The sequence below is a fragment of the Lysinibacillus sp. RC46 genome, assembly GCF_041262385.1.
Lineage (GTDB): Bacteria > Bacillota > Bacilli > Bacillales_A > Planococcaceae > Lysinibacillus.
Genome location: NZ_JBGCCF010000003.1, coordinates 171,579 through 196,566, shown reverse-complemented (window position 1 = coordinate 196,566; position 24,988 = coordinate 171,579). Strand labels below are relative to the sequence as shown.

Below are 24,988 nucleotides of genomic sequence, written 5' to 3'. Positions count from 1 at the left end.
AGAAAAGGGACATTTTCAAACAAGAAAGCGTCCCTTTTCCTTTTTGAGTAGTTTTTGTGAAGCAGCAATAACGATTCACCACTAAAATTTTAGGATATTATTTGTTAAAACGTACGCCATGTATATAAGTTGATTGGAGTGGAGGCTGGGCGACTCCTTGGGGATTAGCGTCACAGATGAGACCCTGCAGCGCAGCGAAGCGGCTCATCGGACGCCCCCAGGAAAGCGCCCAGCCGGAACGGAAATCAATCACACATTATGAAAATGTAGCAATATTTTTTCGTTAAAAAAATTTTTTTCATCAGTTGGCATGAGAATTGCTACTAAAAAAATGAATGAAATTTTAAACGAAAAGAGGTTGGTATTTATGACAGTTCAACTAAAAGAAGAGTTAAAGACGTTAGATCAAAAACATTTTCTACACCCAACAACGTCGATTGAGCAACAACAAACACAAGGGCCAGCAGCCATTTTTACAGAGGGCAATGGCATTTATTTAAAAGATATAGAAGGAAATATCTACATTGATGGGATGTCTTCTTTATGGAATGTAAATATTGGGCATGGTCGTAAAGAAATTGCCGAAGTGGCGAAGGAGCAAATTTCTACATTAGCATTTAGTTCCTGCTTCGCATCGTTTAGCAATGAACCGGCTATTCGTTTAGCGACGAAAATTGCTTCTTTAACTCCTGGAGACTTAAACACTGTATTTTTCACTTCTGGAGGTTCAGAATCGAACGATACAGCAATTAAATTAGCACGTCATTACTGGTTACTAAAAGGACAGCCAGAGCGCCAAAAAATTATTTCACGTACCCATTCATACCACGGTGTAGCAATGGGTGCTACAAATGCGACAGGTTTACAGGCATTTCGTGACTTTACGAATTCGCACGCACCTGATTTCCACTATGTATACAGCGAATCCGTACGTAATTTACGTGAAACGATTGAAGCGTTAGGCCCTGAGACTGTGGCAGCATTTATTTCTGAGCCTGTACAAGGTGCAGGTGGGGTTAATATTCCACAAAAAGATTACTTTAAAGAAGTGCGAAAAATTTGTGATGAGTACGGTATTTTATTCATTGCAGATGAAGTCATTACCGGGTTTGGTCGTACAGGTAAATTTTTCGGTATGGAACATTACGGGGTAGTGCCAGATATGATGTCATTCGCTAAAGGAGTATCGAGTGGTTATGTTCAACTTGGTGGTGTGGCGATATCCGAAAAGCTGCATCAAGATCTTTGTGAACTTTCTAAAGGGACATTAATGCACGGATATACTTACAGCGGTCATGCACTCGCTTGTCAAGTTGGGTTGAAAAATATAGAAATCCTTGAGCGTGAAAATCTCGTTGAAAATGCTGCAAAGATGGGCGATGCCATGTTAGAAGGATTCCGAGCACTGCAAGAAAAATATAGTTTTATCGGACGCGTGCGTACTCTTGGATTACTTGGAGCCATTGAATTAGTAAAGAGCCGTGAGACGGGTGAATTGTTTGAGTCTCCTCTTAGTCCAATTTTTGTACAAGAAACGATGAAACGAGGATTGATTCTACGAACAGTTACGTATGATCAAGATACAGTTGTTTTTTCTCCACCTCTCATTCTATCAAAAGTAGAGCTAGATGAAATGTTACGTATTTTAGACGAGACATTTGAGCATATACGTAAAACAATTGTTGAAAAAGAGTAATGTCAACGTAAAAATTCATAATTTGAAGGAGGAGTTTTATGACAACTATCGTTAGAGAAATACGAGAACAATTTAATCCAGCGAAACCATCTCAATGTATTGGCAAAGTTGAGCTTTTGACTATAGATGAAACGAAAGACGTTATCGTTGCAGCTCAGGAAGCATTTGAAGGTTGGAAAAATACGTCTTCTGTTGCGCGTGGAGAAATTTTACGCGTGACAGCAGACTTGCTTGAGAAAAATATTGATAGAGTAGCTGAAATAGCTTCGAGTGAAATGGGTAAAACGAAAAATGAAATGCTTGGTGAAGTTAAACGTGGCGCTTCCATTTTACGTTATTTTGCACAAGAAGGAATGCGGGCAACAGGTGAAGTGTTACCTTCTGCCAATGAAGCGAAATTATTGTACACAATACGGGTACCACTTGGTGTCGTTGCTGCCATAACTCCTTGGAATTTCCCTGTAGCTATTCCTCTATGGAAAATTGCACCTGCATTAGTGTACGGCAATACGGTTGTTTGGAAGCCTTCTATTGAAAGCGCTTTAACTGGTGAATTGATTGGAGAACTATTTCAACAAGCAGGTTTACCAAAAAACGTATTAAATGTCGTACAAGGTCGCGGTTCAAAGGTGGGGCAGGTATTATTGGAGGCATCAGAAGTAAAGGCGATTACATTTACAGGCTCAAATAGTGTAGGGCAAAGTATTTTAGATACTGCTGGATCGACTAATAAAAAAATTCAGCTTGAACTTGGAGGGAAAAATGCAGCGATCATTTTAGCTGATGCCAATATCAATCAAGCTGCAAAACTAACGATTGATGGTGCAATGAAGCAGACTGGACAGCGTTGTACAGCAACTAGTCGAGTTTACATTGAGGAAGCGGTTTATGAAAAGGTAGTAGAGCAGTTAATTGAGGAAGCCAAAAAAATTGAAGTTGGTGTCACGATGGGACCTGTGTCATCTAAAGGACAATATGATTCCATATTATCCGCCATTGAGAAAGCAAAAGTTGAGGGAGCAGAGCTAGTATTTGGCGGTGGTCCTACAAAAGGTATATTAGAAGGATACTATATTGACCCAACAATTTTTACGAATGTAACTCATGAGATGTCGATTGCCCATGAAGAGATTTTTGGACCAGTTTTAGCGGTCATCAAAGTAAAAGATTATGAAGAAGCGATTCGATTATCGAATGATTCTAATTTTGGATTGAGTGCTTCTATTTATACTAATAACATTCCGAAAGCATTTGATTTTATTAACCGTAGTGAAGTAGGACTTGTGCAGGTTAATGATGAAACGGGTGGAGCAGAGCCTCAAGCACCGTTTGGAGGAATGAAAAACTCAAGTACCGGTGCCCGTGAACAGGGGCAGGCAGCGAAAGAGTTCTTTACAACGTTTAAAACAATTACGATTAGCACAAAAAGTGAGTAAAAAGTTTATCATGCAAGAAATTTAAAATAGAAGACAAAAAAATAAATGTCACATATGCCTCGGTGTAATGACCCAGATTTTTCTTGAATTGTACGCGATAACATAAAAAAATCTGGGGCATCCGCTCGAGGCATTAACTTTATACTCAAAAATACGTTTTGATGAAAGCAAAGTAACACGATGTGAACAACCGCAAAGGCGTTTTTGCCTTTTTAAAATTTATTAAACGAAAGAAGGTAGAGCTATGGCACAAAGTCGTTTAGCAATTGATGTCGGTGGAACGTTTACGGATGTATTTGTTTTTAATGAAGAGACGGGAGAAGTATTTGTTACAAAAACGTCGTCTACACCTTCAAATCCAGAGCAAGGAATTTTAAATGGAGTAGCAAAAGCAGAATTAAATGGCAAGGATATTAAAATTTTTTCTCATGGTACAACAGTTGGAACGAATGCGTTAATTGAGCGCAAGCTGCCAAAAACAGCTCTTATTACGACAAAGGGCTTTAGAGATGTCATCGAAATCCGACGAGGGACGAAAGAAGATATTTGGGATACGTATAAAGATACTGCGAGGCCCTATATTCAACGACGTGATCGATTTGAAGTGACAGAACGAATAGATTATGAAGGAAATATTCTTCAAGCTATTGATGAAGAGGAAATTCGTTTATTAGCAAAAAAATTAAAACGTCGAGGAACAGAATCCATTGCCGTGAGTTTCATTAATGCCTATGTGAACGGGGAAAATGAGGCGAAAGTCAAAGGAATTTTAAAAGAGGAATTACCGGATGTCTATGTTTGTATTTCCAGCGAGGTGCTTCCGGAAATTTTTGAGCATGAGCGTATGAGTACAACTATTATCAATGCAGTTCTTGGACCAATTATGAGTAATTACATTAGTAAGTTAAGCACTGAAATGCAGAAAAAAGGTTATGACGATGAAATATTAGTTTTACATTCTGGTGGAGGTGTTATGACTTCAAGTACAGTACCCCGCTATGCTGCTAGATTGGCAAGTTCCGGGATAGCTGCTGGAGCAATTGCAAGTAAGCATATCGCAAAGTTATGCGGATTTGACAATGCAATCGGCTTAGATATGGGTGGTACAAGTACTGATATTTCACTGATGTATAAGGGAGATATTCGAATCACAAAGGATTGGTCGATAGAATATGGCTATCCAATTGGTTTCCCTAGCATTGAAATATTAACAATAGGAGCCGGTGGAGGTAGCCTCGCCTGGAAAGATGAAGGCGGTTCTTTACGAAATGGACCACAAAGTGCAGGGGCAGTACCAGGTCCAGCTTGCTATGGCCGAGGAGGCACTGAGCCCACTAACTCAGATGCAAATTTAGTGTTAGGACGTCTAGGTGTGGATTTGTTAGATGGAACGATGCAGTTAAACAAAGAGGCAGCTAGTGAGGCTGTGAACAAAATCGCCAATGCATTCGATCAAACGGTTGAGGAAGCGGCAAGTGCCATTATAGAAGTTGCAAATGCCAATATGAGTGATGCAGTTCGATTAATATCAGTACGGAGAGGCTATGATCCCCGTGATTTCGCGCTTGTAGCTTTTGGTGGTGCGGGACCATTACACGGAGCCTATTTGGCAAAAGATTTAAATATCCCAAAAGTCATTATTCCTACGCATCCAGGTGTTGCAGCAGCAATGGGGTGCCTACTTGTAGATGTGCGCCATGATATTTCTAAAACGTATGTAAAAAAACTAGATGAAGTAAGTGTAGAGGAACTGACAAATCAATTTAGTGAATTGCGGGAAGAAGCAAGAGAATTATTAGAAGAGGAAGGAATAGCAGAGAACACATCGTCATTAACGAATTATATAGATCTTCGTTATAAGGGACAATGGAGATCTCTTGCTGTTCTCGTATCCGATCAATTCACTTCCTTAGATGCTATTTTGGAAGCGTTCCATCAAGAACATGAACGAGAATTTGCATTTTCTGATAAGGATCAAGCTATAGAAATATTTGGCTTACGTGTAACAGCTATAGGCACAGTACCAAAACCTAATTTCCCTCAATATGTTTCTGAAGGTTCACTTGAAGATGCTTTTAAAGAAACACGTCCTGTTTATTTTGAGGGTAAATATATTGAAACAAACGTATATAATCGCGATAAAATACCCGTTTATACACAATTTGCTGGTCCTGCCATTATCGATCAGCTAGATACGACGACTGTTATTCCACCAGGGTTTACTGCGGAAGTAGATGCCTATAAAAATATTATTATCACGGTGAACTAATACGCGATAAGGAGGAATTGGCTATGAGTACAACGAAATTGGAGACACATCATAAGGTCCAAAATCTAGACCCAGTAACATTTGAAGTGTTAAAAAACGGTTTTGTGAATTTAGTCGATCAAATGGCTGAACAAATGCTACGTACATGTTATTCGTTTGTCATTTATAATCGAGACTTTAGCTGTGCATTATGTGATGCACAGGGGAATACCGTTATGCAAGGTACGCAAGATATTTCCGTACATGTAGGGACATTACATTTAACTGCAAAAGCTGTTTTAGAGGATTTCGCTGATGACATTCATCCAGGTGATGTATTTTTAGTAAATGATCCTTATCGTGGAGGAACACATTTCAGTGATGTACGTGTAATTTCACCAGTGTTCCATGATGATAAACTGATTGCACTTATGCAAACAAATGGTCACTGGGCAGATGTCGGTGGCTCTAATCCAGGTTCCTTTGATATTACAGCTAAGGAACACTACGGGGAAGGGCTTCGTATCCCACCTGTCCGCATTTATAGTAAAGGTCAATATTTAACAGATGTTGTGAAGATTATTGTCATGAATATGCGCATTCCAGAAGAACGTATAGGAGATTTAAGGTCTCAAGTGGAAGCGGCAAAAGTTGGAGAGAAACAGCTCCAAGAAATGATTGAAAAGTACGGCATTCATACAGTGCTAGTAGCCTTTGAAGAAGTTCAAAACTATGTAGAGAGATTAATGCGAGCGAAAATTAAAGCTTTACCAAAAGGACAATGGGAAACAGTGGACTATATCGATATGGATCCGCAAGTAGGAGATGGCCTCATCCCGATTCGTGTGAAAATGACCATTACGGAGGATGAAATAGCTTATGATTTAAGCGATTCACATCCTTATATTAGCTGTTTTTTAAATGCAGGCTTTGGCTCAGCACTTTCTGGCACTTATGCAGGAACCAAAACATTTTTCCCGGATATTCCGCTGAACTCAGGATTTTATCGTGTTGTGAAAATATTTCTTCCTGAAAACTCTGTCGTCAATGCACCTAGCCCAGTAGCTGTCTCTGGCTATTGTTCAGGCGCGTTTGAAAAAATTATGAATGCCTGCTTCGAATTATGGTCGAATATTATGCCTGAACGCGCGATCGCATGTTCATTTAATTTAGAGTATTTATTAATAGGTGGATATGATCAGCGGAGAGATAGTAGTGAATATTTTATGTGGTATGACTGGATGGCTGGTGGTCATGGTGGACGTATTGACCGTGATGGCGCGAATACAACCTCACCAGTGTTCGGGGTAGGTTTGAGTGTTCAGCCGTGTGAAGGGCAAGAGCGTTTGTCCCCAGTTGTTACAACGAAGCATGAAATAATGATAGATTCAGCTGGTCCAGGTAAATACCGTGGCGGCTGTGGTGTAGAAAAGGGAGGCGTTTTAACGAATGTAAACCAAACAGTGATGTCCTATTGCTGTGATCGTTCTCGCTCCATTACATGGGGGATTATGGGCGGCCTACCTTCTATCGCGCAGGGAGCAATTTTAAATCCAAATAAAGAGGATGAAAAATTTTTAGGCACGATTTTCTCCAATGTCGAGTTGAAGAATGGAGATTCCTTTACACGTCCCTCAGCAGGAGGTGGTGGCTTAGGTGACCCATTAGCACGAGATGTAAACGCTGTTTTAGAGGACGTGATAGATGAATATGTTTCGCTTGAGCGAGCAAAACTTGATTATGGCGTAGTCATCCATGAAATTGACCGTGATATAGATGCCTTCGAAATTGATATGGCTGCAACATTAAAAGAACGCGATTATATTCGAAAAAATCGTCATAAATGGCTGGAAACAGATCCAATAGAAGTTGAGCAGATGTATAACAAAGGAGAAATTAATCAAATGGATGTTGTTCGAAAATATGGTGTCATTATGGATTATCAAACAAATACAGCATTGCCAATCTCCACAGAGCAATACCGAGAAGCGATGAAGAAACGCTCTTTAGCATATTGGGGATAATTAAACCGTTCTAGCGCAATTTGATTGAGTAAAATAAATAAGAGAGTAGTTCACACTACTCTCTCTGCGAAATAAAGGTATACAAATTTTTAATATCCAGTAATGCATATACTTATTATTACATAACTTTAAAATCTAAAGTTAAGGAGTTGTTGTTTATTATTCCAGTATTACTTGAAACTTTTTGAATTATCAATGTAAGAAACATAGCTAATCCAATCACTATAAGCTTACGGAGCAACCTTTCGAGTTATGAATTTTTTCTATAGGTAAGACAAACTTTTGTGTACCCCAAAGCAACATAAAGTGGTGGTATATTTTTTATTATTTAGTCAAATATAAACCCGAATTTTTACCAATGACTTTTATTCATTCTATCATGATTGTACTTCATAACCACAAATAAACCACAATATGACCACAAGATTTTTGATGGTTAGCACTGTATTTTTTTGCGGTTTTATGAATAGAAAAGTCAGTTGATCATTCGATTACTTATTTTTATAACAAGCCTATTTTTCTGATTTTTTCAACAGCTTCTATTCTTGAATATACTTGTAGTTTTTTGAAAATCTTTGTTAAACGATATTCGACTGTACGCAAACTAACAAATAAATTTTCTGCTATTTGTTTATTTGTCTTACCAGCAGCCACTAATTTAAGCACTGCTAGTTCATTTTTTTTGAGGTCATATTGAATGAACTGATTCATTATTTCCATTTTGTTCTTTTGGCTTTCTACTAGTTTTAATTGTCGTAATAATTTCACTGGTATCATGGCATTCCCATCTAGAGCGGAGCGTATTGCCATAATAAGATTTTCCTTAGAGGCTGTTTTGCTAACAAAGCTAGAAACATCTGATTCTATTAAAATATTGAAAAAAGGTTCAATGTCGTAGCCTGTGTAGATAATTTTAATTGCTTCAGCATTTAATTGTTCCACTTTTTTTACTAATCCTTGATCATTTAAAAAGGGCATGTTTACATCAAATAAAAATATATCAAATGTTTGTTGGGAGAGGGCATTCAAAGTTTCCTCACCAGTTCTTACAACTGTGACATGGAAATCTACCTCTTGTTCTAATAATAATTTTATACCTTCTCCAACAGCTTCATGATTGTCCACTACTAAAATATTTATCAACTTATTACCCTCCCTTAATCAAAATGGACTATTTTTTATGAAATGTTATTTATAATGCATTATACCCAATTTCAGTCTCGAAAGGGATACAATCCATACATAGATTTAAAGAGGGAAGTGTTTTATATACTGAAAACGGAATATTTCAAGGTACTTAAAAGAGAAGGGGGTATAAATTGTAGATAATTGAGAGGGTTATTATGTAATGCAGAAAGGGTAAAGCGACTTAGATTTTACAACAGCAGATTTTTTGCTTCTATATATAGCTCCGTTTTATTTAGTTCTTAAGAAAAAGGAATTTGTCTTCACTAACTATTGAGACAAATTCCTTTGGATATTTTTTTATTTCGTAAAACGATTTAGTTTAAATAGAGACAAGTCCTGTTTACTCTTTCCTTGTAGGGTAAGATCAGCTAAAACTTCACCAACCGCGCTACTAAATTTAAAACCATGTCCTGAGAAGCCCGCTGCAATGACAATATTTCGATGCTCAGGTAAAAAATCAATAATGAAATCTTCATCTGGAGTCATCGAATATTTGCATGTTTTTCCGAATTTCAATGCACCGTGCTGAGGCATAAAACGATCGATAAAGTTTTGTAAGTCTATTGTATCCTGTTCGTCGAATGGGCGTAGCGGATCATTTGGATTGATAGCCTCACCGCCATCATGTCTGCCAAGTTTTAGGCCAGCTCCATCAATACTGGGAAAACCATAGTATGCGGAATCAGCAAATTCAAAACAATAGGCCGGGAAAATATCTTCACAATAAAGCTGTTCCTCTGCCTCAAACCATGCAAATGTTTTTCGCGTCGGTGTAACAGGAATGGCGATGTCCATTGTTTGTAGTAACTCAGTTGCCCAAGCACCAGCTGTCACAATTAAATGTTTAGCCTCGTATATATTATTTGCTGTTTGAACACGTACAATGTCTCCAGCTTTGATGTTCTGCACTTTTTCATTTGTATGTAAGGTTGCTCCTGCCTCAAGGGCTAATTTTTTATAAGCGTTAATGCAGGCTTCAACACGAAGGACACCAGCAGTAGGCTCAAAGCAAGCAACAAAGTTTTCAGGTAAGGCTAATCCAGGCCATTTCGCCATTGCCTCGGTCGCAGAATACTGTTCTAATGTTAAATCATAGAGCTCTGCACTAGTTTTTACATTTTGAATAAAAGAATGGGTTTCTTCACCGACATTTATTACGCCTGTTTGTAAGAATAAGGCTTCATCCGTTAACGTTTCAAGCTCTTTCCATAACTCACCCGCTCTTTTGACAAAAGGTACATAGCTAGCTCCTTCACCATACGCAAAGCGAATAATTCTAGTTTCTCCATGATGACTACCTTCTTCGTGAGGTGGGTTAAAGGCATCAAGCATCAAGACATTTTTGCCTGCTTTCGCTAAATTATAGCCTGCAGCCATCCCCATCGATCCTGCACCAATTACAATTACGTCGTATATCATTTTAATCCCTACTTTTTTGCTCTAGTATAACAAAATAAAAGAGGGTGGGACAGAAATTTCTGAAAATATTTTAAATAAAGGCTGTTTTCGTAAAGATTGTTGCTATTCAACTAACTGCTTCTATTTTAGTTGAAGAAGATAGTATTTGGGTTTATTTTTGTTCATCAAACTATAAAATTAATCTTTTTCAACTGTATATCTAACTTGTTTAAAGGTTACTATATCTCCATCTTCAGTATCATCTATAGTTTGCCAAAGTTGAACTTTGGGCTTGTAGTCCGTCCTATGAGCATCTTTGATATCCATAATATTAAGTTTGTAGGATTCATCATTTTTTATTTTTTGTTCAAATACTGTTTTATTGGCAACATTAATAAAGGTTACTTTATTTTCATCAATTCCCTCAGTCATAAATTCTAATTGATTATCTTTTGTTGTAATCTTTGGTGTTAATAATTCAATACTTCCGTTTCCAGTTTCTCGTTTAATAGCAATTTCAATATTGGGATCTTCTATTATATCTGAACATCCGGATAATGTGATACCAGCGAATAGAATAGAACTTAATCCAATTATCTTTTTCAAAAACACCCCTCCTTTTAAGGATGATTGTAACATGAATGGTAAAATAGGGAAAAATATAAGTGGTGTGAGAGGCTTCTTCAATGTAGTGTAGTGCTTTAGTTGAAGAAGGTAGCCAATCGAGAAGCAACAACCTTTGAGAAAACAGCCTTAACTAAAGAACCCTTAATTAAAAAAGCGTCTCAACTTACTTTTAGAAGGGCCCAGTTACGTGAATAAAATTTATTACTTGTTTTATTCATTAAATAATGGTTACGAAAAAGTTGTGAAAGGCGTGCAATATAATAACCGACCATATTGAACCGGTCTTTTTGTACACAAACCCAAAGAGTAAGCCGAGAAAAAGAACATATAAATGCGTCCCAAAATGAAAGATTTTTTCATCGTAAATCCAAATTGGATAGTGAACCACTAAAAATAATAAAGCTGTTATAATATTTGCTTTCCAAAAAGTCATTTTTTTATTAATCTCTTGTAAAATCAATCCCCTAAAAACAATTTCTTCGGCAAGCCCTGCCATAAGAAAACCATTAAGGTAATCGTCAAAGGATAATGAAAATTGAAATGATTGCTGATTAATTATATAAGTTTCCGAAGTAAAATATAAGCCAACTAACAGTGAAAGAATTACTCCCCAAAATAAACCTTTCTTAACATTAACGTTCATTTTTAAGTAGTCAAATGGATTAGTATGTAAATAATATTTTATGTATAACGAAGTTGGAACAATCCAAACGAAACCTTTAACCAATGCCTCTAATAATGGCGAGATTATTTCACCGAACGAATAAATGTATTCGATTAACCATAATTCTTTGATTGACCATACAAAGTAAAAAATGAGTAGAAACCCTATCATTGTTTTTACATCATTATTTTTCACTTTATTTTCAAAACTTAATTTCAATGCCATTTATACCTCCAAAATACAATTCTTTATTACGATTATACCTAATTATTGAAGTTCAGTATAGATTTAGAAACCCTATTTTGATTTGAAAAAAGATATTAATCCCGAATTTTCTTCTTATGTTTTTGATAGCAGGGAGTTGGAGCAGGGAGATACGTGGTGGTAATAATTTACGGTACCGGACTAAAGGGCGAACCTTTGAAAGCAACAATCTTTGAGAAAACAGCCTAAATAAAAAATGCACAATCTCAATAGGAGGTTGTGCATTGACAAATGCTATTTAGTACTAGCCAATACTTTGTTTAACAAATGGCTACTATAGTAGTTGTTGCTATGAGCCGAAGATGTATTAAACGGTGTGGATGACATTATTGAAATGTATGTGATGCGGTTGATTGGAGTGGAGGCTGGGCGACTCCTTGGGGATTAGCAACACAGTAATTTTGTGCAGTTCAAACTTTTGAAAACAGACTGTTATGAAATTGAGTCATTGATGATGTTACTAAAAGTATTAAAGGTCGAAGAGGTATTTTGTTCATTTTTTCGTGTGCAAAGATAAATAGGGCGCTGAATTTCGATGTCTTTTATAAAAACTCGCGCTACTTGCTGTCGCTGAATAAAGCTAGAAGCTGCTATGGATGGAGCTAGCATCGTACCATATCCAGCAGCAATGGCATAAATAGATTCATTGATGCCGTCCAATTGTAGCCCTACTCTTGGAGGTGGGATTTTATGAACCTTGCATAAAGCGTTTAAATATTCTTTCGTAGAGCTACCATCTTCTCGTGAAACAAATGGCTGCTGCATTAATTCCGCTAATGTCACTTTCTGATCTGCCAGCGGATGACCATATGGGACGATAAACCAATAATCGAGATTCATGAGAAATTGATAATTAATATCAGGATGATGTCCATCCTCTTTTACGATAAAAGCCATATCAGCTTTATAATGAAGTAATTCTTCAATAACCTGATGGGAATTAGCTGTTTTTATGTGGATATTAGTTGTCGGATAGGCTTGTTTATACTTTGCGAGCCATTTCGGTAATAAGAAATGGGATGGAACATGGGTAGAAGCAATTTGTAATTCTTCATTACCTGTGTTTTTTAATTGCTCTAGTTTATTTTCAATGTCCAATTCTAAATCAAATAATCGCTGGGCCTGTTTAAATAAAAATTCTCCGTTTTGTGTTAAGGTAATTCCTCGACCTTTTGATTCTAAAAGCGTTAAGCCTAGTTCTTTTTCCAAATTTCTCATTTGAATGGTAACGGCAGGTTGACTAATCATTAGAGCTTGCGCTGCCTTAGAAACACTATTGAGCTCAGCAACTTTTGTGAATAATCTAAGAGCATGTAAATTCATTATGTATGCCACCTCTTATAAGAATTTTTTATCCTTTTATATAAATTATATATTAGATTTATTAATTTTCACTCTGTATCCTTTTAATTACAAAAAGTTTTTAGGGGGTGGGGGACATGATGAATCGACAGCACATCGGAATTTTATTTGGAGGAGTACTATTACTTGTAGTGGCAATGGGAATTAGCCGCTTTGCATTCACGCCAATATTGCCATTTATGCGTCATGATGTTGGGTTTTCGTTTGAAGTTGCAGGATTTTTGGCATCGAGTAATTATATTGGCTATTTCATTGGCGCTTTGTGGGCAGGATTTATCAATCGCCAAAAGAAAAACTTTTTATTGTTAAGTGTTGTTTTGAATGTCCTTTCTGTTGTTCTTATGGGAATCATTGAAATATATAGTATTTGGCTTGTGCTTCGTCTGATTGCAGGCATTACAGGGGGACTTATTTTTGTATTAACATGTAGTGTTGTTATGGATTATTTAGCAAAGCATTCACTTACAAAATGGTCAGGCTATTTATTTGGTGGTATCGGATTAGGAATTGCTATTTCAGGTTTATTAGTCCCTGCTATTGAAGTACGTTTTGCTTGGCAAGGTACATGGATAGGCTTAGGGATTTTATCTGCTGTTTTTTTAGTGATAACATTTATACTTTGGCGAGATTTGCATGTACAGGATAGTGTGAAATCCGGAAAATCCTCTGATACCAAAATGACAAAGGGCTTTATGCCATGGTTGATCGTCGCATATGGCTTTGAAGGGTTAGGCTATATTATCACTGGTACTTTTTTAGTGGATATCATTCATAATATTCCTTCACTACAAGCATACTCTTCGTATAGCTGGGTCATTGTTGGGGTGGCGGCGATCCCGTCGGCACCTGTTTGGACTGTTTTATTAGAAAAATTCTCTGCCATCAAAATATTGTTTGTCGCATATATATTGCAAGTATTAGGCATCTTGTTACCAGTCTTTTCACAAACAGTTTGGAGCGTATTATTATCGTCATTTTTATTCGGCTTAACATTTGTAGGCATTGTGACGTTAACGACGTCTTATGCACGTCAGCTATTCCCAACACAAAGCGGTCCAGTAGTATCATTGTTAACAACATTTTATGCCTTTGGACAAATTATAGGGCCAATTATCGCGGGTCAGCTTGTGGCAGTTTATAGTAGCTATAAAGCAGCTCTTGTATTTGCAGGAGTCATCGTCTTTTTTGCCTTGATTGTCATGTTATGTGGGAGATGGATCACTGTTAAACGACAGTCCACTTTAGACAATGTATTGCCTATCAAAACTCAATCCAGTTCTTAAATTAGAAAAGCCAGAAATCCGATTAGGGATTTCTGGCTTGTGTTTTTACTTAAAGATGGCGACCTCTATCTACATGATATAAAAAAATAGAATGTGCACAAAAGAAGTAATTACTATTCTATGAGGGAATGAGGAAATAGAATCAGCGGATTTTACTTTTTTATTGAAAGGTTAGTAAAATAGATGGTTTTGGAATAAATATTAGCTAAAAGTTGACTTTAAAAGGAATTTTTCATTATGTTTAGTTAAACGAAAATTTTGGGGGGATATTAGGTGGATAAGCGTGAGCGAACAAAAGCACAAATATTAGTAGCGGCAAAAAATGTTTTTTTAGCAAATGGATATAAGGAAACGACGATCAAGTTAATTGCCAAGGAAGCAGAGCTAGGTTACGGGACGATTTATTCTCATTTTAACCTAGGGAAAGAGGAAGTTTTGGCAACTCTAGTTGAGGATATCATGAGCCCATTCTATAAAATTGCAGAACTAAATTATACGCCGAAAAATAAGCAAGAGGCTTTTAATTTTACGTTTAAAAATACATATAATTACTTATCCTTGGCAGTTGAAAACAAGGAAATATTCAGATTGATTCATGAAGCAAAAGGTGTGTCCCCGTTAATTGAGGAGAAATGGGAATCAATCACGGATCAATTTATTAAAAGGGTGTCTGCCAACGTAGAAATTGTTCGACAGTTGGGGCTGATTCGCAATGAAAATTATCATGCGGAGGTTATTGCGGGTTCGTTGTATTACATTGGAGAGCGGTATTTATGGAAAATTATTTTGGGCAAAACGGACATTCCAATTGAGGAAATTGCACGTGATGTGACAACGATGTATACATTTGGTTTGTTTAAATAATTCTGTTTAAGGTGTAAAAAAGCTAAATAAAAACAAAATTAGCTAATGACGTGACGGTGATTCCTTGCCTATAATTAAAATAACGATATTAATTATAAAAACGATATATGGGAGGAATTGAAATGTGGTTAAATCAGTCATGTTTAGAGGGCGGAGTTGAAATGTGGTTAAATCAATCATGTTTAAAAATTGACACCGCGTCAGTTTTGAACGAAGATTGTTCGCTTTCGGAAACTTTCTTTAAAAGAACTGCCACAGATGAGCAATGTATCGAAATGTATAAACATATGGTACAAGGAAGAATCTTTGATGGGATTGCATTGAAATTTCAACGCCAAGGTAAAATAAAAACATATCCGCCAATTAGAGGGCAAGAAGCGGCACAGGTTGGAAGCGCTTACGCATTGAATTCGAATGATTGGATTTATCCTAGTTACCGTGATATTGCGGCTTCATTTGTTCACGGGATGCCTATCGATAAGTTCTTTTGTTACACAATGGGTAAGATGGCTGGGCAGCATTTAACTGATTTATCTATTTTTCCTATTCAAATCGTTATTGGAGCGCAATTTTTACATGCGGTAGGTGGAGCATGGGCTAGTAAATATAAAGGGGAAGATAGTGTTTCGGTTGCTTATATGGGTGATGGAGGTACCTCTGAGGGCGATTTCCATGAAGCATTAAATTTTGCGGGTGTATATAAATTACCAGTGGTTTTCTTTATTCAAAACAATCAATGGGCAATTAGTAATCCAATTCATAAACAAACCGCTAGCCAATCAATCGCACAAAAGGCGTTGGCTTATGGGATTACAGGAATTAGAGTAGACGGCAATGACGTATTAGCAGTTTATGAGGCAACGAAGCTTGCTATAGAAAAAGCTAAAAATGGAGAGCCTGTGCTGATTGAAGCTGTTACATTCCGCCAAGGACCGCATACAACTGCAGACGATCCTACGAAATATAGAGACCAAGCTGAAGTTGAGCAATGGCTGACAAATGATCCTATAGAAAGAATGAAAAAATTTATTATTACTACTGGGCTATGGGATGAGAGGCAAGAGGAGGAGCTGTTAAATGACTGCGAAGAAATCGTTTTAAAAGCTTATGAAAAGGCACTTACAATCGATAAGACCACGATTCCAAAAGTACTAAGAGCAACGTATGAAACAATGCCTCAAAACTTAGTAAGACAATTGCAAGAAAGAGGAGAGGTGTAATGATGGAGATGACAATAGTACAGGCAATCAATACATGCTTAACCCAAGCAATGGAAAATGATGAAACAATCCTCTGTCTCGGTGAGGATATCGGAAAAAATGGAGGAGTTTTCCGTGTGACGGATGGGCTCATGGAACGTTTTGGAGAAAGGCGTGTAGTTGATACACCGATTGCTGAGTCTGCAATTATCGGAGCTGCAGTAGGTTTAGCCACTAGAGGACTTAAACCAATAGCAGAGATACAGTTTTTAGGGTTTATTTATGAGGCGATGGATCAAATGGTAGGACAGGCCGCACGCCTTCGTTCTCGAACGGAAGGCACAGTTACCGTGCCACTGGTTGTTAGAGCACCGTACGGAGGAGGGATTCATGCACCTGAATTACATTCAGATAGTTTAGAAGCATTGTTTCTACACTCACCAGGTTTAAAGGTAGTCATGCCAAGTACGCCTTCCGATGCTAAAGGGTTACTCGCAGCGGCAATTAAAGATCCAGACCCAGTGTTGTTCTTAGAGCCGTTGAAGCTATACCGAACGATAAAAGAGGAAGTACAAGAAGAATATTATGAAGTGCCTATTGGTAAGGCGTCCATTGTTCAAGAGGGGGAGCATGTGACCATCGTTACATATGGTCCAAGTGTCGTAACGGTTAAACAGGCAGTAGCGCAATTACAAGGGCAGGGTGTGTCTGTGGAAATCATTGATTTACGAACAATCGCACCTATTGACTATGAAACCATCATTCAGTCGGTAGATAAAACTGGCAGACTAGTCGTTGTTCATGAAGCGGCAAAAACAGGCGGTGTAGGGGCGGAAATCACAGCAGTTATTGCCGAAAACTGTATGTATGCTATGCACGCACCGATTTTACGTGTCACAGGTTATGATACACCGTTCCCAGTATCGAGCATTGAGGCAGAATGGATGCCAACCGTAGCGCGCATTGTAAGTGCAGTACAAAATGTCATGAAAGATTAGGGAGGGATAGTAATGTATGATTTTTTACTCCCTGATATAGGGGAAGGCTTACATGAAGCTGAGATTGTTGGCTGGTTTGTAAAGCAAGGGCAAAAAGTAGCGATTAATGAGCCGTTAGTAGAGGTTCAAACAGATAAAGCCGTAGTAGAAATTACAGCTCCAATTACAGGGGTGATTGAGGAGCTTGGAGGCGAGGAGGGAAATACCATTAAGGTAGGTAGCCTGCTTTGTCAATTTAGTAAAATCTCAGATTCGTCACCAACTCAGAAAACACAGCCGCTTGAAGAGAAAAAAGAGGAGAGTATCCTGAAAGAAAAGACTGAATTTTTGGTATTAGGAAGGGTGAAGGCGGCCCCTTCAGTTAGAAAAGCAGCGCGCACTATGGGCATTAATATTGAAGAAATACAAGGAAGTGGATCAAACGGACGGGTGTTGCGATGTGATTTAGATGAACATGCTAAACAATCATCGTCCGCGATAGCATTAGTGCAAAACAAGCCAAAACATAGTGAAGATGAAGCTAATGAAAATAAAATCATCCCTATTCGTGGCTTACGCAAAGCAATCTTTGAAAATATGCAAAAAGCCGTTTCCAAAGCAGTATTATGCACCGGAATGGAAAAAATTAATGTGACGAATTTAGTGGCTTTTAGGAAAAGTGTTCAACAGCTGCCGGAAATGAAGGACAAAAAACTAACTTACTTACCTTTTTTAATTAAGGCAGTTGCGACAGCTTTACAGGAACATGAGCAGTTTAATGCCAAGGTAGATGAAGATCAAAAAGCACTTGTGATTTTCCCTTATATTCATATTGGTGTTGCAGTTGCTACTTCAGACGGTCTACTTGTGCCAGTGATAAAGCATGCAAATAAAAAAAGTATTTTTGAAATTACAGAAGAACTAGAAAGCTTATTGGGAAGGGTCCTTGCTAAAAAAGCAACGGTTGAAGATTTAACAGGTAGTACTTTTACAATTTCTAGTACAGGAAAGGACGGGGCGATATTTGCGACGCCGATTACTAACTATCCTGAAGTAGCAATCTTAGGCTTTCATAAAATTGTGAAAGAGCCAATCGTAGTAGAAGATACGATACAAATTGGCCATTCCATGACACTGTCTTGCACATTTGATCATCGTGTTATTGATGGCGAGCCAGTAGGTGCATTTATGCGTAGTGTGGCAGGCTATTTAGAGGAACCTGTACGTTTTTTACTATAGTTCAAAATGATAGATGCTAGCCAAAGCGATTTCTGTTGTTCTGTGGGTGTTATATGCAAGCGTTCTATGACACATAGGGAATAAGAGGGGATAACGATGGAAAAGAAAATGAGCTTGTTTGGAGCGATGGTCGGTGCAGCAATTTTTGTTTTACTAAGTCCGTTAGCAAGCCAAACAGGGTCCTGATAGATCACTGTTAAACGACAGACCACATTAGACAATGCATTGCCTATCAAAACTCAATCCAGTCCTTAAATTAGAAAAGCCAGAAATCCGGTTAGGGATTTCTGGCTTTATTTCTTTTTTCCGTTAATGAAAAATATAAATATGCACAAGAAAGGTAACGTTACAATGCTATACTGAAATGAGTAAGTAGTATGGCAAGAACAGTTACGTCAAACGCTGGAATCAATATACAGAATTTCAGAAAATAAGGAGGGGAAACATTTGCGCATTTATCATGTTAGTGAGGAAAGTGATATAACAGTATTTCACCCACGATTACCTGATCGACTAGATTTAGATCCAGAAAAAGGTCTAGTATGGGCAATCAACGATACATACTTGCCTAATTTTTTAACACCTAGAAATTGTCCGCGAGTTTGCTACCATATTGGTACCGATACAACCGAACAGGATAAACGGACCTATATAGCATCAGCATCATGCGGACATGTTGTCGTAATTGAAAGCAAGTGGTTTGAGACTATGAAAAATACGAAACTTTATTTATATGAGTTTGACATCCGCGAATTTACACTACAGGATCAAAATGCTGGTTATTATACAAGTGAAACAACACAATATCCTATTGCTAAATTTGAAGTAGCAAATTTATTTGAAGAGATGTTTAAACGTAATGTTGAATTACGGGTAGTCGATAGGCTGTGGAACATCTATGAAGAAATTCAAAAAACAACATTGAATTGGTCGATGTGCAGAATGCGATTTGCGCAACCCTAAGAAAATAATTAGCTAAGCCTCGTAAACGCTACTGTCGCGTTTACGAGGCTTGTTATATATTTAGACAGTAAGTACTAATGGGGTACTCGTTATATCAATCAATTCACTATCTTTATATGTAAATATGTATTCATAGTTAACTGTTTCTTCTAGCATTTGCGGTAAGTAATATTTTAAATCTGCTATTCCTACATTTTTAGGATGGAAAATCCATGATAGATCTTTCCAATCTAAAATGCCTTCTGCAACTTTAATCGGTGTCACATAATGATAGGATTCCGGTAATTCAGCAATAAAAGCGTACATACAGCCAAAGTCTGTCATTCCATCGGTCCATGTTATTTTTCCTCTGTATGTAATATCCTTCAGTACAATGCCCGTTTCTTCCTTAATTTCTCGTAATGCACCAGCCAGTGGAGTTTCATCTTTCTCAATCTTTCCACCTACACCATTCCAAGCCCCCATCCACTCTGGAAAATCCCTATTTAGCAATAATATTTGGTCACCTTTCTTAAGAAAACAAATTGTAAATTCAACCAAGTCTTTTTCCTCCTTTTTAAATGATGAAATGAATTCATAATAAAATATAGATAATAAAATAGTAGCACAACCCAGTGAAATGGTTGTCCTATAAAAAATGGTTTTAAAAAATCAATATTAGATAATAGAGTAGGTCAAGGAAGTAACATAAGCCATGTAAAAACTATTGACAGACTCTTTTAATGGGCTAAAGTTTTACTTATACGATATGGCTAAAAAAGAGGTGCACATATGATTTTGATAAGTTCTTGCTTAGCAGGATTAAAGGTACGTTATAACGGAACAGATAGTTTAGATGAAAAGTTCAACTGCTTGTGTTAGAAAATAAGGCCGTTTACCTTGGAAGATTATTTAGGGAAGAAAATCTTTATATTCATCACTGAGAAAATGTAAAAAGTGTTTGACATTGAAATGGAAAAGAATTACACTGTGAGTGTCAAATACTTTTTACATTTTAAGAATAGGAGTGAGTGATATGAATATTTTTGTTATTATATTTCTATGCTTGATTGTAGTCTCAATGGGTATTATTATTTTTACACTGTATTCTATCGCAAAACGACAAGATGAACGTCAAGATTATATTAAATCTAAAGCGATGACTTATACTTTCAGTGTTGTTATTGGGTTTTTAGTCATTGAAATTATTTTAGATATTTACCGCAGTATTACAGGGCAAGCAATTAATCTGGGAATGAGCCCGTATATTTTCTTATTTACCATATGTATTGTGTATCTTGTATCTTTATTATTCTTTTCAAGAAAGTATGCCTAATGAAGAATAATATTAGAGAAGTTCGCAAACAATTAAAGCTTTCCCAAGATGAGCTTGCAAAATATTGTGGTGTTTCAAGACAAACTGTCAATGCTATTGAAAATGCAAAGTATGATCCTACTTTACATTTAGCTTTTAAGTTAGCATCTGTTTTACAGGTTACTGTCAACGAATTATTTATTTTTGAAGAAAATTAAAAGTTGCATTAAAAAACGTGTATTTTGAAATTAATTTTCTGAAATACACGTTTTTAAAACAATAGGCATATACTTTTTACTGCTCTATTCTATGAGGGCTCTGTTTTATGCTAGGTTTTCTTAAAGAGCTCCCAGACGAATCAAGATGGGCAATCACCCGTCAACTCGATTTAAAATACGTCTGAGAGCTCGTTTAATTTTTAATGGTTTATTTTACTAAAGAGGTTTATCACCCCAGTTAACTTATTGAAATTCTAGAAAGTTTGGTTCCTCAGGATAGTATAGATCCTTGCGTAAGCAGACATCCCGATGTGTGAGGGTTTCGCCTTTAAATCGAATCCAAATCTCATCATCTGCCATTACACCATGTGTTTTACGCACGATGCCCCAACGATTATAGGCTTGCATATCTAGTGAAGTCAGTAATTCTTTTGCGTTGACCCGAGTAGGGGGGAAGGTTCGCCATTTTAGCCAACGTTCCAGTTCTTCTAAGGTAATATGCCCCTCCATCGTCGGCGAAAATTGCTTGTTAAAATCTTCAATATAGTTAATGACATATGGTGTGCCACCATCAGTCGGTTTTAACTCAACATTTGCAATAATGTCATCCATCCACATCACGTCAAAAGTCATGTAATCAATCAATAGCTTCACTTCCTTCTATGAATAAATGTTTCAAAGCTGGATTACGCAACTGTGAAAGTAATACGTCCTTAGCACGTCCAAAATCGTACGGTGATTGTTCGATTGTCGCTATTAATTTCTCCTTATCAATAAAGGGTGGTCCTTCATAAAGAGCAAGTTGTTTTGTGAAAGATGAATTCAGTGGTTTTGCTTTTACTTTTCGCTTTAAAATCGTTAAAGGTTTGCCAGGTGGATAGTCTTTTTCATCAGATAATAGGCTAAGCCCGTTATCGAAAATAGGTGCCAACTCCCATGTTTTTCCTTTTGGATCGTATAAAAATAAAATGTTATTTGTATGCCGATCTTCATTTAGAATAAGGGCATCAAATGCGAATAGCTGTGCAATCTGATGATGTACAACGAGCCCTGTATACTGCTCAATCTGTGCCATTAACTGCTCGAATTTTTCTTTAGTAGAAAGTGTTTTGTTATTTGTAATAGGGTCAGTAGAGCTGAAATTTGCTTCAAACAAGCGCTCAAGTGTCACTTCCTGTTTTGTACCACGAAAGTCGAGTGAATAGCAGCCATCAAATTGTTCACCGTCAGCCAACTGAATGATACATGGCTGATAGACGACATATTTAGAGCGATCAAGAGTTGAGCATTCAAGCATGAGGGAAGCTAATACTTCTGCTTGTCCCTCATAACCTCGTGCATTTTGTTTGACCCACGTGTTGCCAATACGCCATTTCGATTGATCCCCTTTACTAGAGGTACTAATAATATGTTCAGCATCGATAGGAATATGAATTGTTTCCATGTCATCACATCCAATCTAATCTAGTTTGAATTTCTTCTATTATATAATGTTATCATCATTTAACGCACGGAAAATTGCCCAACCAGTATTGTTTGTCGCTTCTTTAAACTTTGGCTTTTTTGGGATGATCTATAAGAAACGGTTGGAGGTTGGATTGAATAAATTAAAAATGACAATCCTTATACGAAAATAATCGCCCCCACTACCTAAGTAGATCGGGGGCATTTTTTAGTCAACGAGCAAAATTCGAGGTGAGGTTTTGGCGATTATTTTCGTTGATAACCAACTACCAAAACAAGCGGCCAAAATACTTAAAAGAGATAATCCAATACTAACTGGCCAGTTTATCGCAAGGGGGAGTTCAAGTAAGCCGTATTCTAAAAGAATACTTTGTAAAGCTACGGGTATTACTTTAATACCGATAAAAATCCCAAATATAGTCCCTAGTGATGAAAGAAACAGAATTCCTGATGTAATCGACCATCTAATAGTATTTGAGGTCATACCAATAGATTTAAAAATTCCGTAAGTTCCGCTTTCTTTTCTTACATTTATTCTAGAAACACTAAAAATAATGATGAATGTTACAGTGATAAATAAAATTCCGATAACAGATAATGGGATTATTAAAATAGCGACCACTACTTTAAAGACATTATCTAATGATGTTTGTTGTGTTTCAGCTGAGACAGAGCTTTTAAAATTATTGTTTAAATCATCAACGATTTGATCTGATAATGTCTCATCTACCAAATTGATCATACTTTGTTTTGAAGCAGAATAGGTAGCATTATAAACTTTGATAACATCAGCGGTAATTCTCGCTGAATTAGACATATTTGCTATCGATTGATAGATACCGGTAACAATCAAATGATGCTGCTTGCCTTCGATATAGACTTCCACGATGTCCCCTAGATTTTTGTGTAAAGCCTTCGCGACATTAAGGCCAATGGCTATTTCATTTTTATTTACGGGATTACGGCCAGAAATTGTCTCGTATCCAGCAGCATCAAAACTACCTTCAAGAGTATCGACTTTAATATTTAACGGTTGATTTGGTTCATTAGGGAGAACCCCTGTAAATTGATCTAGCCAAGCGTGATTTTTAATGCGTTCATCTGAGCGTAAAAATTGTTCAAACTGTTGTTTTGAAAATGTTGCTTCATTAGAAACCGTTACTACAACATGTGATGAATCGTAGCCAAATGCTGGTGTGTTTTGCTTGATGGAAATAAAGCTATTAAGCATGACTGCACTAAACACTAAAATAGCAGAAGTAATGGCTGTAAGAACAATAATAAGAATGGAACTTTTCATATTTTTGGTGATGTTTTTAATGCCAATTTGCAAATTAACAAAATTAGAAAGGCGATTAGAGTTATTTAAACGACGATTCAATTTACTGTTTGCAAATTCTGACATACCGTATTTAATTGCCTGTACTGGTTCAACGTGGCGTGTTTTGTTTGAGTAAATGAACGCAGTAAGGATAACAATGACAAGGATTATGACAGCAAGTAGCATGGTGATTCTAAAATCTTGAATAATCGTTAAATGTTTTCCGGACTTTAAATAAGATAAAGAGCTTTCTATAATCACTCTGGAAAGGATTGTACTGGCAATAAGGCCAGGAATAATCGAGACCACGGATAATAAAGCAAATTGTAAAACATAGGTCGCACTAATTTTTCGAGAAGTAAGTCCGAGAGATTTAATGACACCAATCGTTTTATAGTTCGTTAAAATGGCATCTGAAATACTAAAACCAATAATAAACAATGAAATGAATAACATTGCTACACCAAAAGCAATCATGATAAATCCGATAATTTTATTAATAATTAAATTAAACGAATAGAGATCCACGTATTCCATTTTTGATTCAAGGTAGGGGCCGTTTAAAAATTTTTCGAATTCTATCCAATAGTTTGTACTTTGCTGATAATCATCAAAGCGAAGAGCCATCATATATTGTTCAGATCCTATCATCGTATCAAATTGTTTATGATAGTCAGAGTCGTTCATCCAAATACGAGCATTATTTGAAAAGAGTCCACCATATGGCAAATCTACAACTATACCAGAAACGCTTAATGAAAAAGCTTTTTCGCCGGTGTTAAATTCAATAGCATCTCCAAGTGAAATATTCGAAGTAGAAGCCATCGATGTGGGAATCCAAATCGTTCCCTCAGTAGGATAGTCCTGATTTTCACCCTCTGAAAATAGTAATCGATCAATAGCGAAGGGCATTTTTGGTGTATTCATCATGAATAAGAGATTTTGCGTTTCTACACCATTCGCTGTGAAGCCAGATAAATTTCTATAAGGAATGGGATTAGAGGCAGTAACTCCTTGTTGCTCTTGCCACCAAATGTTGACAGTGATTGGATTATGAATATCCTTACCCATAGTTAAAATTTGATGAGCCCCATTTGAATCATGATGTATTTTTTCAAAAATATTGTTTGTATTCATAATAATTGTTACAGAGGTAGCTAATAAAAGGGTGGATAGCATAATTAGGATTGCTAATAGTACATTTTGGATTTTTCTTTTTTTGATATGTGCAAAACAAAGAGTAATAATTGCGTGCATTT

Annotated in this window: 21 protein-coding genes and 1 pseudogene; 13 read left to right on the top strand and 9 right to left on the bottom strand. The window is 36.9% G+C overall.

The window, feature by feature from the left end; translation table 11 throughout:
* Positions 1–367: 367 nt before the first annotated feature.
* The 4 genes from ABH966_RS04640 (at position 368) to ABH966_RS04625 (ending at position 7,404) form a co-directional block, all read left to right on the top strand.
* On the top strand, positions 368–1,696 hold the full coding sequence (locus tag ABH966_RS04640) for an aminotransferase family protein (RefSeq protein ID WP_370076187.1): 1,329 nt from the start codon (positions 368–370) through the stop codon (positions 1,694–1,696).
* A gap of 38 nt (positions 1,697–1,734) precedes the next feature.
* Entirely contained in the window at positions 1,735–3,132 is a 1,398-nt protein-coding gene (locus ABH966_RS04635) for an aldehyde dehydrogenase family protein (protein ID WP_370076185.1), read from the top strand.
* A 244-nt stretch (positions 3,133–3,376) separates the two neighbouring features.
* A complete protein-coding gene (locus tag ABH966_RS04630; RefSeq protein ID WP_370076183.1) occupies positions 3,377–5,401 on the top strand; it encodes a hydantoinase/oxoprolinase family protein in 2,025 nt (674 codons plus the stop codon).
* Between the two features lie 23 nt (positions 5,402–5,424).
* A complete protein-coding gene (locus tag ABH966_RS04625; RefSeq protein WP_370076181.1) occupies positions 5,425–7,404 on the top strand; it encodes a hydantoinase B/oxoprolinase family protein in 1,980 nt (659 codons plus the stop codon).
* Between the two features lie 501 nt (positions 7,405–7,905).
* Here ABH966_RS04625 and ABH966_RS04620 read toward each other — a convergent pair.
* From ABH966_RS04620 to ABH966_RS04600, 5 genes are all read right to left on the bottom strand, one after another.
* Positions 7,906–8,547, bottom strand: coding sequence for a response regulator transcription factor (locus ABH966_RS04620; protein WP_370076179.1), 642 nt, complete (start codon positions 8,545–8,547; stop codon positions 7,906–7,908).
* Between the two features lie 342 nt (positions 8,548–8,889).
* Positions 8,890–10,011 carry an N-methyl-L-tryptophan oxidase gene (gene solA / locus ABH966_RS04615; protein ID WP_370076177.1) on the bottom strand — a complete coding sequence of 374 codons (1,122 nt, stop codon included), beginning with the start codon at positions 10,009–10,011 and terminating at the stop codon, positions 8,890–8,892.
* Between the two features lie 177 nt (positions 10,012–10,188).
* Positions 10,189–10,629, bottom strand: a complete 441-nt coding sequence (locus ABH966_RS04610; RefSeq protein WP_370076269.1) for a hypothetical protein — start codon at positions 10,627–10,629, stop codon at positions 10,189–10,191.
* Positions 10,630–10,834: 205 nt separating this feature from the next.
* Positions 10,835–11,506, bottom strand: coding sequence for a CPBP family intramembrane glutamic endopeptidase (locus ABH966_RS04605; protein ID WP_370076175.1), 672 nt, complete (start codon positions 11,504–11,506; stop codon positions 10,835–10,837).
* A 471-nt stretch (positions 11,507–11,977) separates the two neighbouring features.
* A complete protein-coding gene (locus tag ABH966_RS04600; RefSeq protein ID WP_370076173.1) occupies positions 11,978–12,868 on the bottom strand; it encodes a LysR family transcriptional regulator in 891 nt (296 codons plus the stop codon).
* Positions 12,869–12,987: 119 nt separating this feature from the next.
* Between ABH966_RS04600 and ABH966_RS04595 the strand changes: the two genes are divergently transcribed.
* The 6 genes from ABH966_RS04595 (at position 12,988) to ABH966_RS04570 (ending at position 19,432) form a co-directional block, all read left to right on the top strand.
* The gene (locus ABH966_RS04595) at positions 12,988–14,190 is read left to right on the top strand and encodes a YbfB/YjiJ family MFS transporter (protein ID WP_370076267.1); all 1,203 of its coding nucleotides are present in this window, start codon (positions 12,988–12,990) and stop codon (positions 14,188–14,190) included.
* A gap of 273 nt (positions 14,191–14,463) precedes the next feature.
* Positions 14,464–15,054: a TetR/AcrR family transcriptional regulator gene (locus ABH966_RS04590; RefSeq protein ID WP_370076171.1), complete on the top strand. Its 591-nt coding sequence runs from the start codon at positions 14,464–14,466 to the stop codon at positions 15,052–15,054.
* A 122-nt stretch (positions 15,055–15,176) separates the two neighbouring features.
* Positions 15,177–16,274, top strand: a complete 1,098-nt coding sequence (gene pdhA, locus ABH966_RS04585; protein WP_370076169.1) for a pyruvate dehydrogenase (acetyl-transferring) E1 component subunit alpha — start codon at positions 15,177–15,179, stop codon at positions 16,272–16,274.
* Positions 16,274–17,251, top strand: coding sequence for an alpha-ketoacid dehydrogenase subunit beta (locus ABH966_RS04580; RefSeq protein ID WP_370076167.1), 978 nt, complete (start codon positions 16,274–16,276; stop codon positions 17,249–17,251). Before pdhA ends, ABH966_RS04580 begins: the two co-directional genes overlap by 1 nt.
* 12 nt (positions 17,252–17,263) lie before the next feature.
* Positions 17,264–18,469 (top strand): dihydrolipoamide acetyltransferase family protein, encoded by a 1,206-nt coding sequence (locus tag ABH966_RS04575; protein WP_370076165.1) that lies wholly within the window; start codon positions 17,264–17,266, stop codon positions 18,467–18,469.
* A 447-nt stretch (positions 18,470–18,916) separates the two neighbouring features.
* The gene (locus ABH966_RS04570; protein ID WP_370076163.1) at positions 18,917–19,432 is read left to right on the top strand and encodes a DUF6886 family protein; all 516 of its coding nucleotides are present in this window, start codon (positions 18,917–18,919) and stop codon (positions 19,430–19,432) included.
* 60 nt (positions 19,433–19,492) lie between these two features.
* Here ABH966_RS04570 and ABH966_RS04565 read toward each other — a convergent pair whose 3' ends face one another.
* Positions 19,493–19,972 carry an NUDIX hydrolase gene (locus ABH966_RS04565; RefSeq protein WP_370076161.1) on the bottom strand — a complete coding sequence of 160 codons (480 nt, stop codon included), beginning with the start codon at positions 19,970–19,972 and terminating at the stop codon, positions 19,493–19,495.
* A gap of 231 nt (positions 19,973–20,203) precedes the next feature.
* On the opposite strand from ABH966_RS04565, the pseudogene ABH966_RS04560 reads away from it, so the two are divergent.
* The 3 genes and pseudogenes from ABH966_RS04560 to ABH966_RS04550 all read left to right on the top strand — a co-directional run.
* A pseudogene (locus tag ABH966_RS04560) lies at positions 20,204–20,307 on the top strand (2-thiouracil desulfurase family protein); the annotation flags it as partial.
* Between the two features lie 140 nt (positions 20,308–20,447).
* On the top strand, positions 20,448–20,747 hold the full coding sequence (locus ABH966_RS04555; protein ID WP_370076159.1) for a DUF2178 domain-containing protein: 300 nt from the start codon (positions 20,448–20,450) through the stop codon (positions 20,745–20,747).
* A complete protein-coding gene (locus tag ABH966_RS04550) occupies positions 20,747–20,944 on the top strand; it encodes a helix-turn-helix transcriptional regulator (protein WP_370076157.1) in 198 nt (65 codons plus the stop codon). The genes ABH966_RS04555 and ABH966_RS04550 overlap by 1 nt, the downstream gene beginning before the upstream one ends.
* A gap of 243 nt (positions 20,945–21,187) precedes the next feature.
* Here the strand turns inward: ABH966_RS04550 and ABH966_RS04545 are convergent, their stop codons facing one another.
* The 3 genes from ABH966_RS04545 to ABH966_RS04535 all read right to left on the bottom strand — a co-directional run bounded on the left by ABH966_RS04545 (position 21,188) and on the right by ABH966_RS04535 (position 24,986).
* Positions 21,188–21,589, bottom strand: coding sequence for a hypothetical protein (locus ABH966_RS04545; RefSeq protein WP_370076155.1), 402 nt, complete (start codon positions 21,587–21,589; stop codon positions 21,188–21,190).
* Positions 21,582–22,388 (bottom strand): HipA domain-containing protein, encoded by an 807-nt coding sequence (locus tag ABH966_RS04540; protein WP_370076153.1) that lies wholly within the window; start codon positions 22,386–22,388, stop codon positions 21,582–21,584. Before ABH966_RS04540 ends, ABH966_RS04545 begins: the two co-directional genes overlap by 8 nt.
* 228 nt (positions 22,389–22,616) lie before the next feature.
* Positions 22,617–24,986 carry an ABC transporter permease gene (locus ABH966_RS04535; RefSeq protein ID WP_370076151.1) on the bottom strand — a complete coding sequence of 790 codons (2,370 nt, stop codon included), beginning with the start codon at positions 24,984–24,986 and terminating at the stop codon, positions 22,617–22,619.
* Between the last annotated feature and the right edge of the window lie 2 nt (positions 24,987–24,988).

Coding starts and splice junctions, on each gene's coding strand:
- ABH966_RS04635 (WP_370076185.1), top strand. CDS start 1,735: ATGACAACTATCGTTAGAGAAATACGAGAACAATTTAATCCAGCGAAA.
- ABH966_RS04580 (WP_370076167.1), top strand. CDS start 16,274: ATGATGGAGATGACAATAGTACAGGCAATCAATACATGCTTAACCCAA.
- ABH966_RS04555 (WP_370076159.1), top strand. CDS start 20,448: ATGAATATTTTTGTTATTATATTTCTATGCTTGATTGTAGTCTCAATG.
- ABH966_RS04630 (WP_370076183.1), top strand. CDS start 3,377: ATGGCACAAAGTCGTTTAGCAATTGATGTCGGTGGAACGTTTACGGAT.
- ABH966_RS04550 (WP_370076157.1), top strand. CDS start 20,747: ATGAAGAATAATATTAGAGAAGTTCGCAAACAATTAAAGCTTTCCCAA.
- ABH966_RS04640 (WP_370076187.1), top strand. CDS start 368: ATGACAGTTCAACTAAAAGAAGAGTTAAAGACGTTAGATCAAAAACAT.
- ABH966_RS04610 (WP_370076269.1), bottom strand. CDS start 10,629: ATGTTACAATCATCCTTAAAAGGAGGGGTGTTTTTGAAAAAGATAATT.
- solA (WP_370076177.1), bottom strand. CDS start 10,011: ATGATATACGACGTAATTGTAATTGGTGCAGGATCGATGGGGATGGCT.
- ABH966_RS04540 (WP_370076153.1), bottom strand. CDS start 22,388: ATGGAAACAATTCATATTCCTATCGATGCTGAACATATTATTAGTACC.
- ABH966_RS04575 (WP_370076165.1), top strand. CDS start 17,264: ATGTATGATTTTTTACTCCCTGATATAGGGGAAGGCTTACATGAAGCT.
- ABH966_RS04595 (WP_370076267.1), top strand. CDS start 12,988: ATGAATCGACAGCACATCGGAATTTTATTTGGAGGAGTACTATTACTT.
- ABH966_RS04625 (WP_370076181.1), top strand. CDS start 5,425: ATGAGTACAACGAAATTGGAGACACATCATAAGGTCCAAAATCTAGAC.
- pdhA (WP_370076169.1), top strand. CDS start 15,177: ATGTGGTTAAATCAGTCATGTTTAGAGGGCGGAGTTGAAATGTGGTTA.
- ABH966_RS04605 (WP_370076175.1), bottom strand. CDS start 11,506: ATGGCATTGAAATTAAGTTTTGAAAATAAAGTGAAAAATAATGATGTA.
- ABH966_RS04535 (WP_370076151.1), bottom strand. CDS start 24,986: ATGCACGCAATTATTACTCTTTGTTTTGCACATATCAAAAAAAGAAAA.
- ABH966_RS04600 (WP_370076173.1), bottom strand. CDS start 12,868: ATGAATTTACATGCTCTTAGATTATTCACAAAAGTTGCTGAGCTCAAT.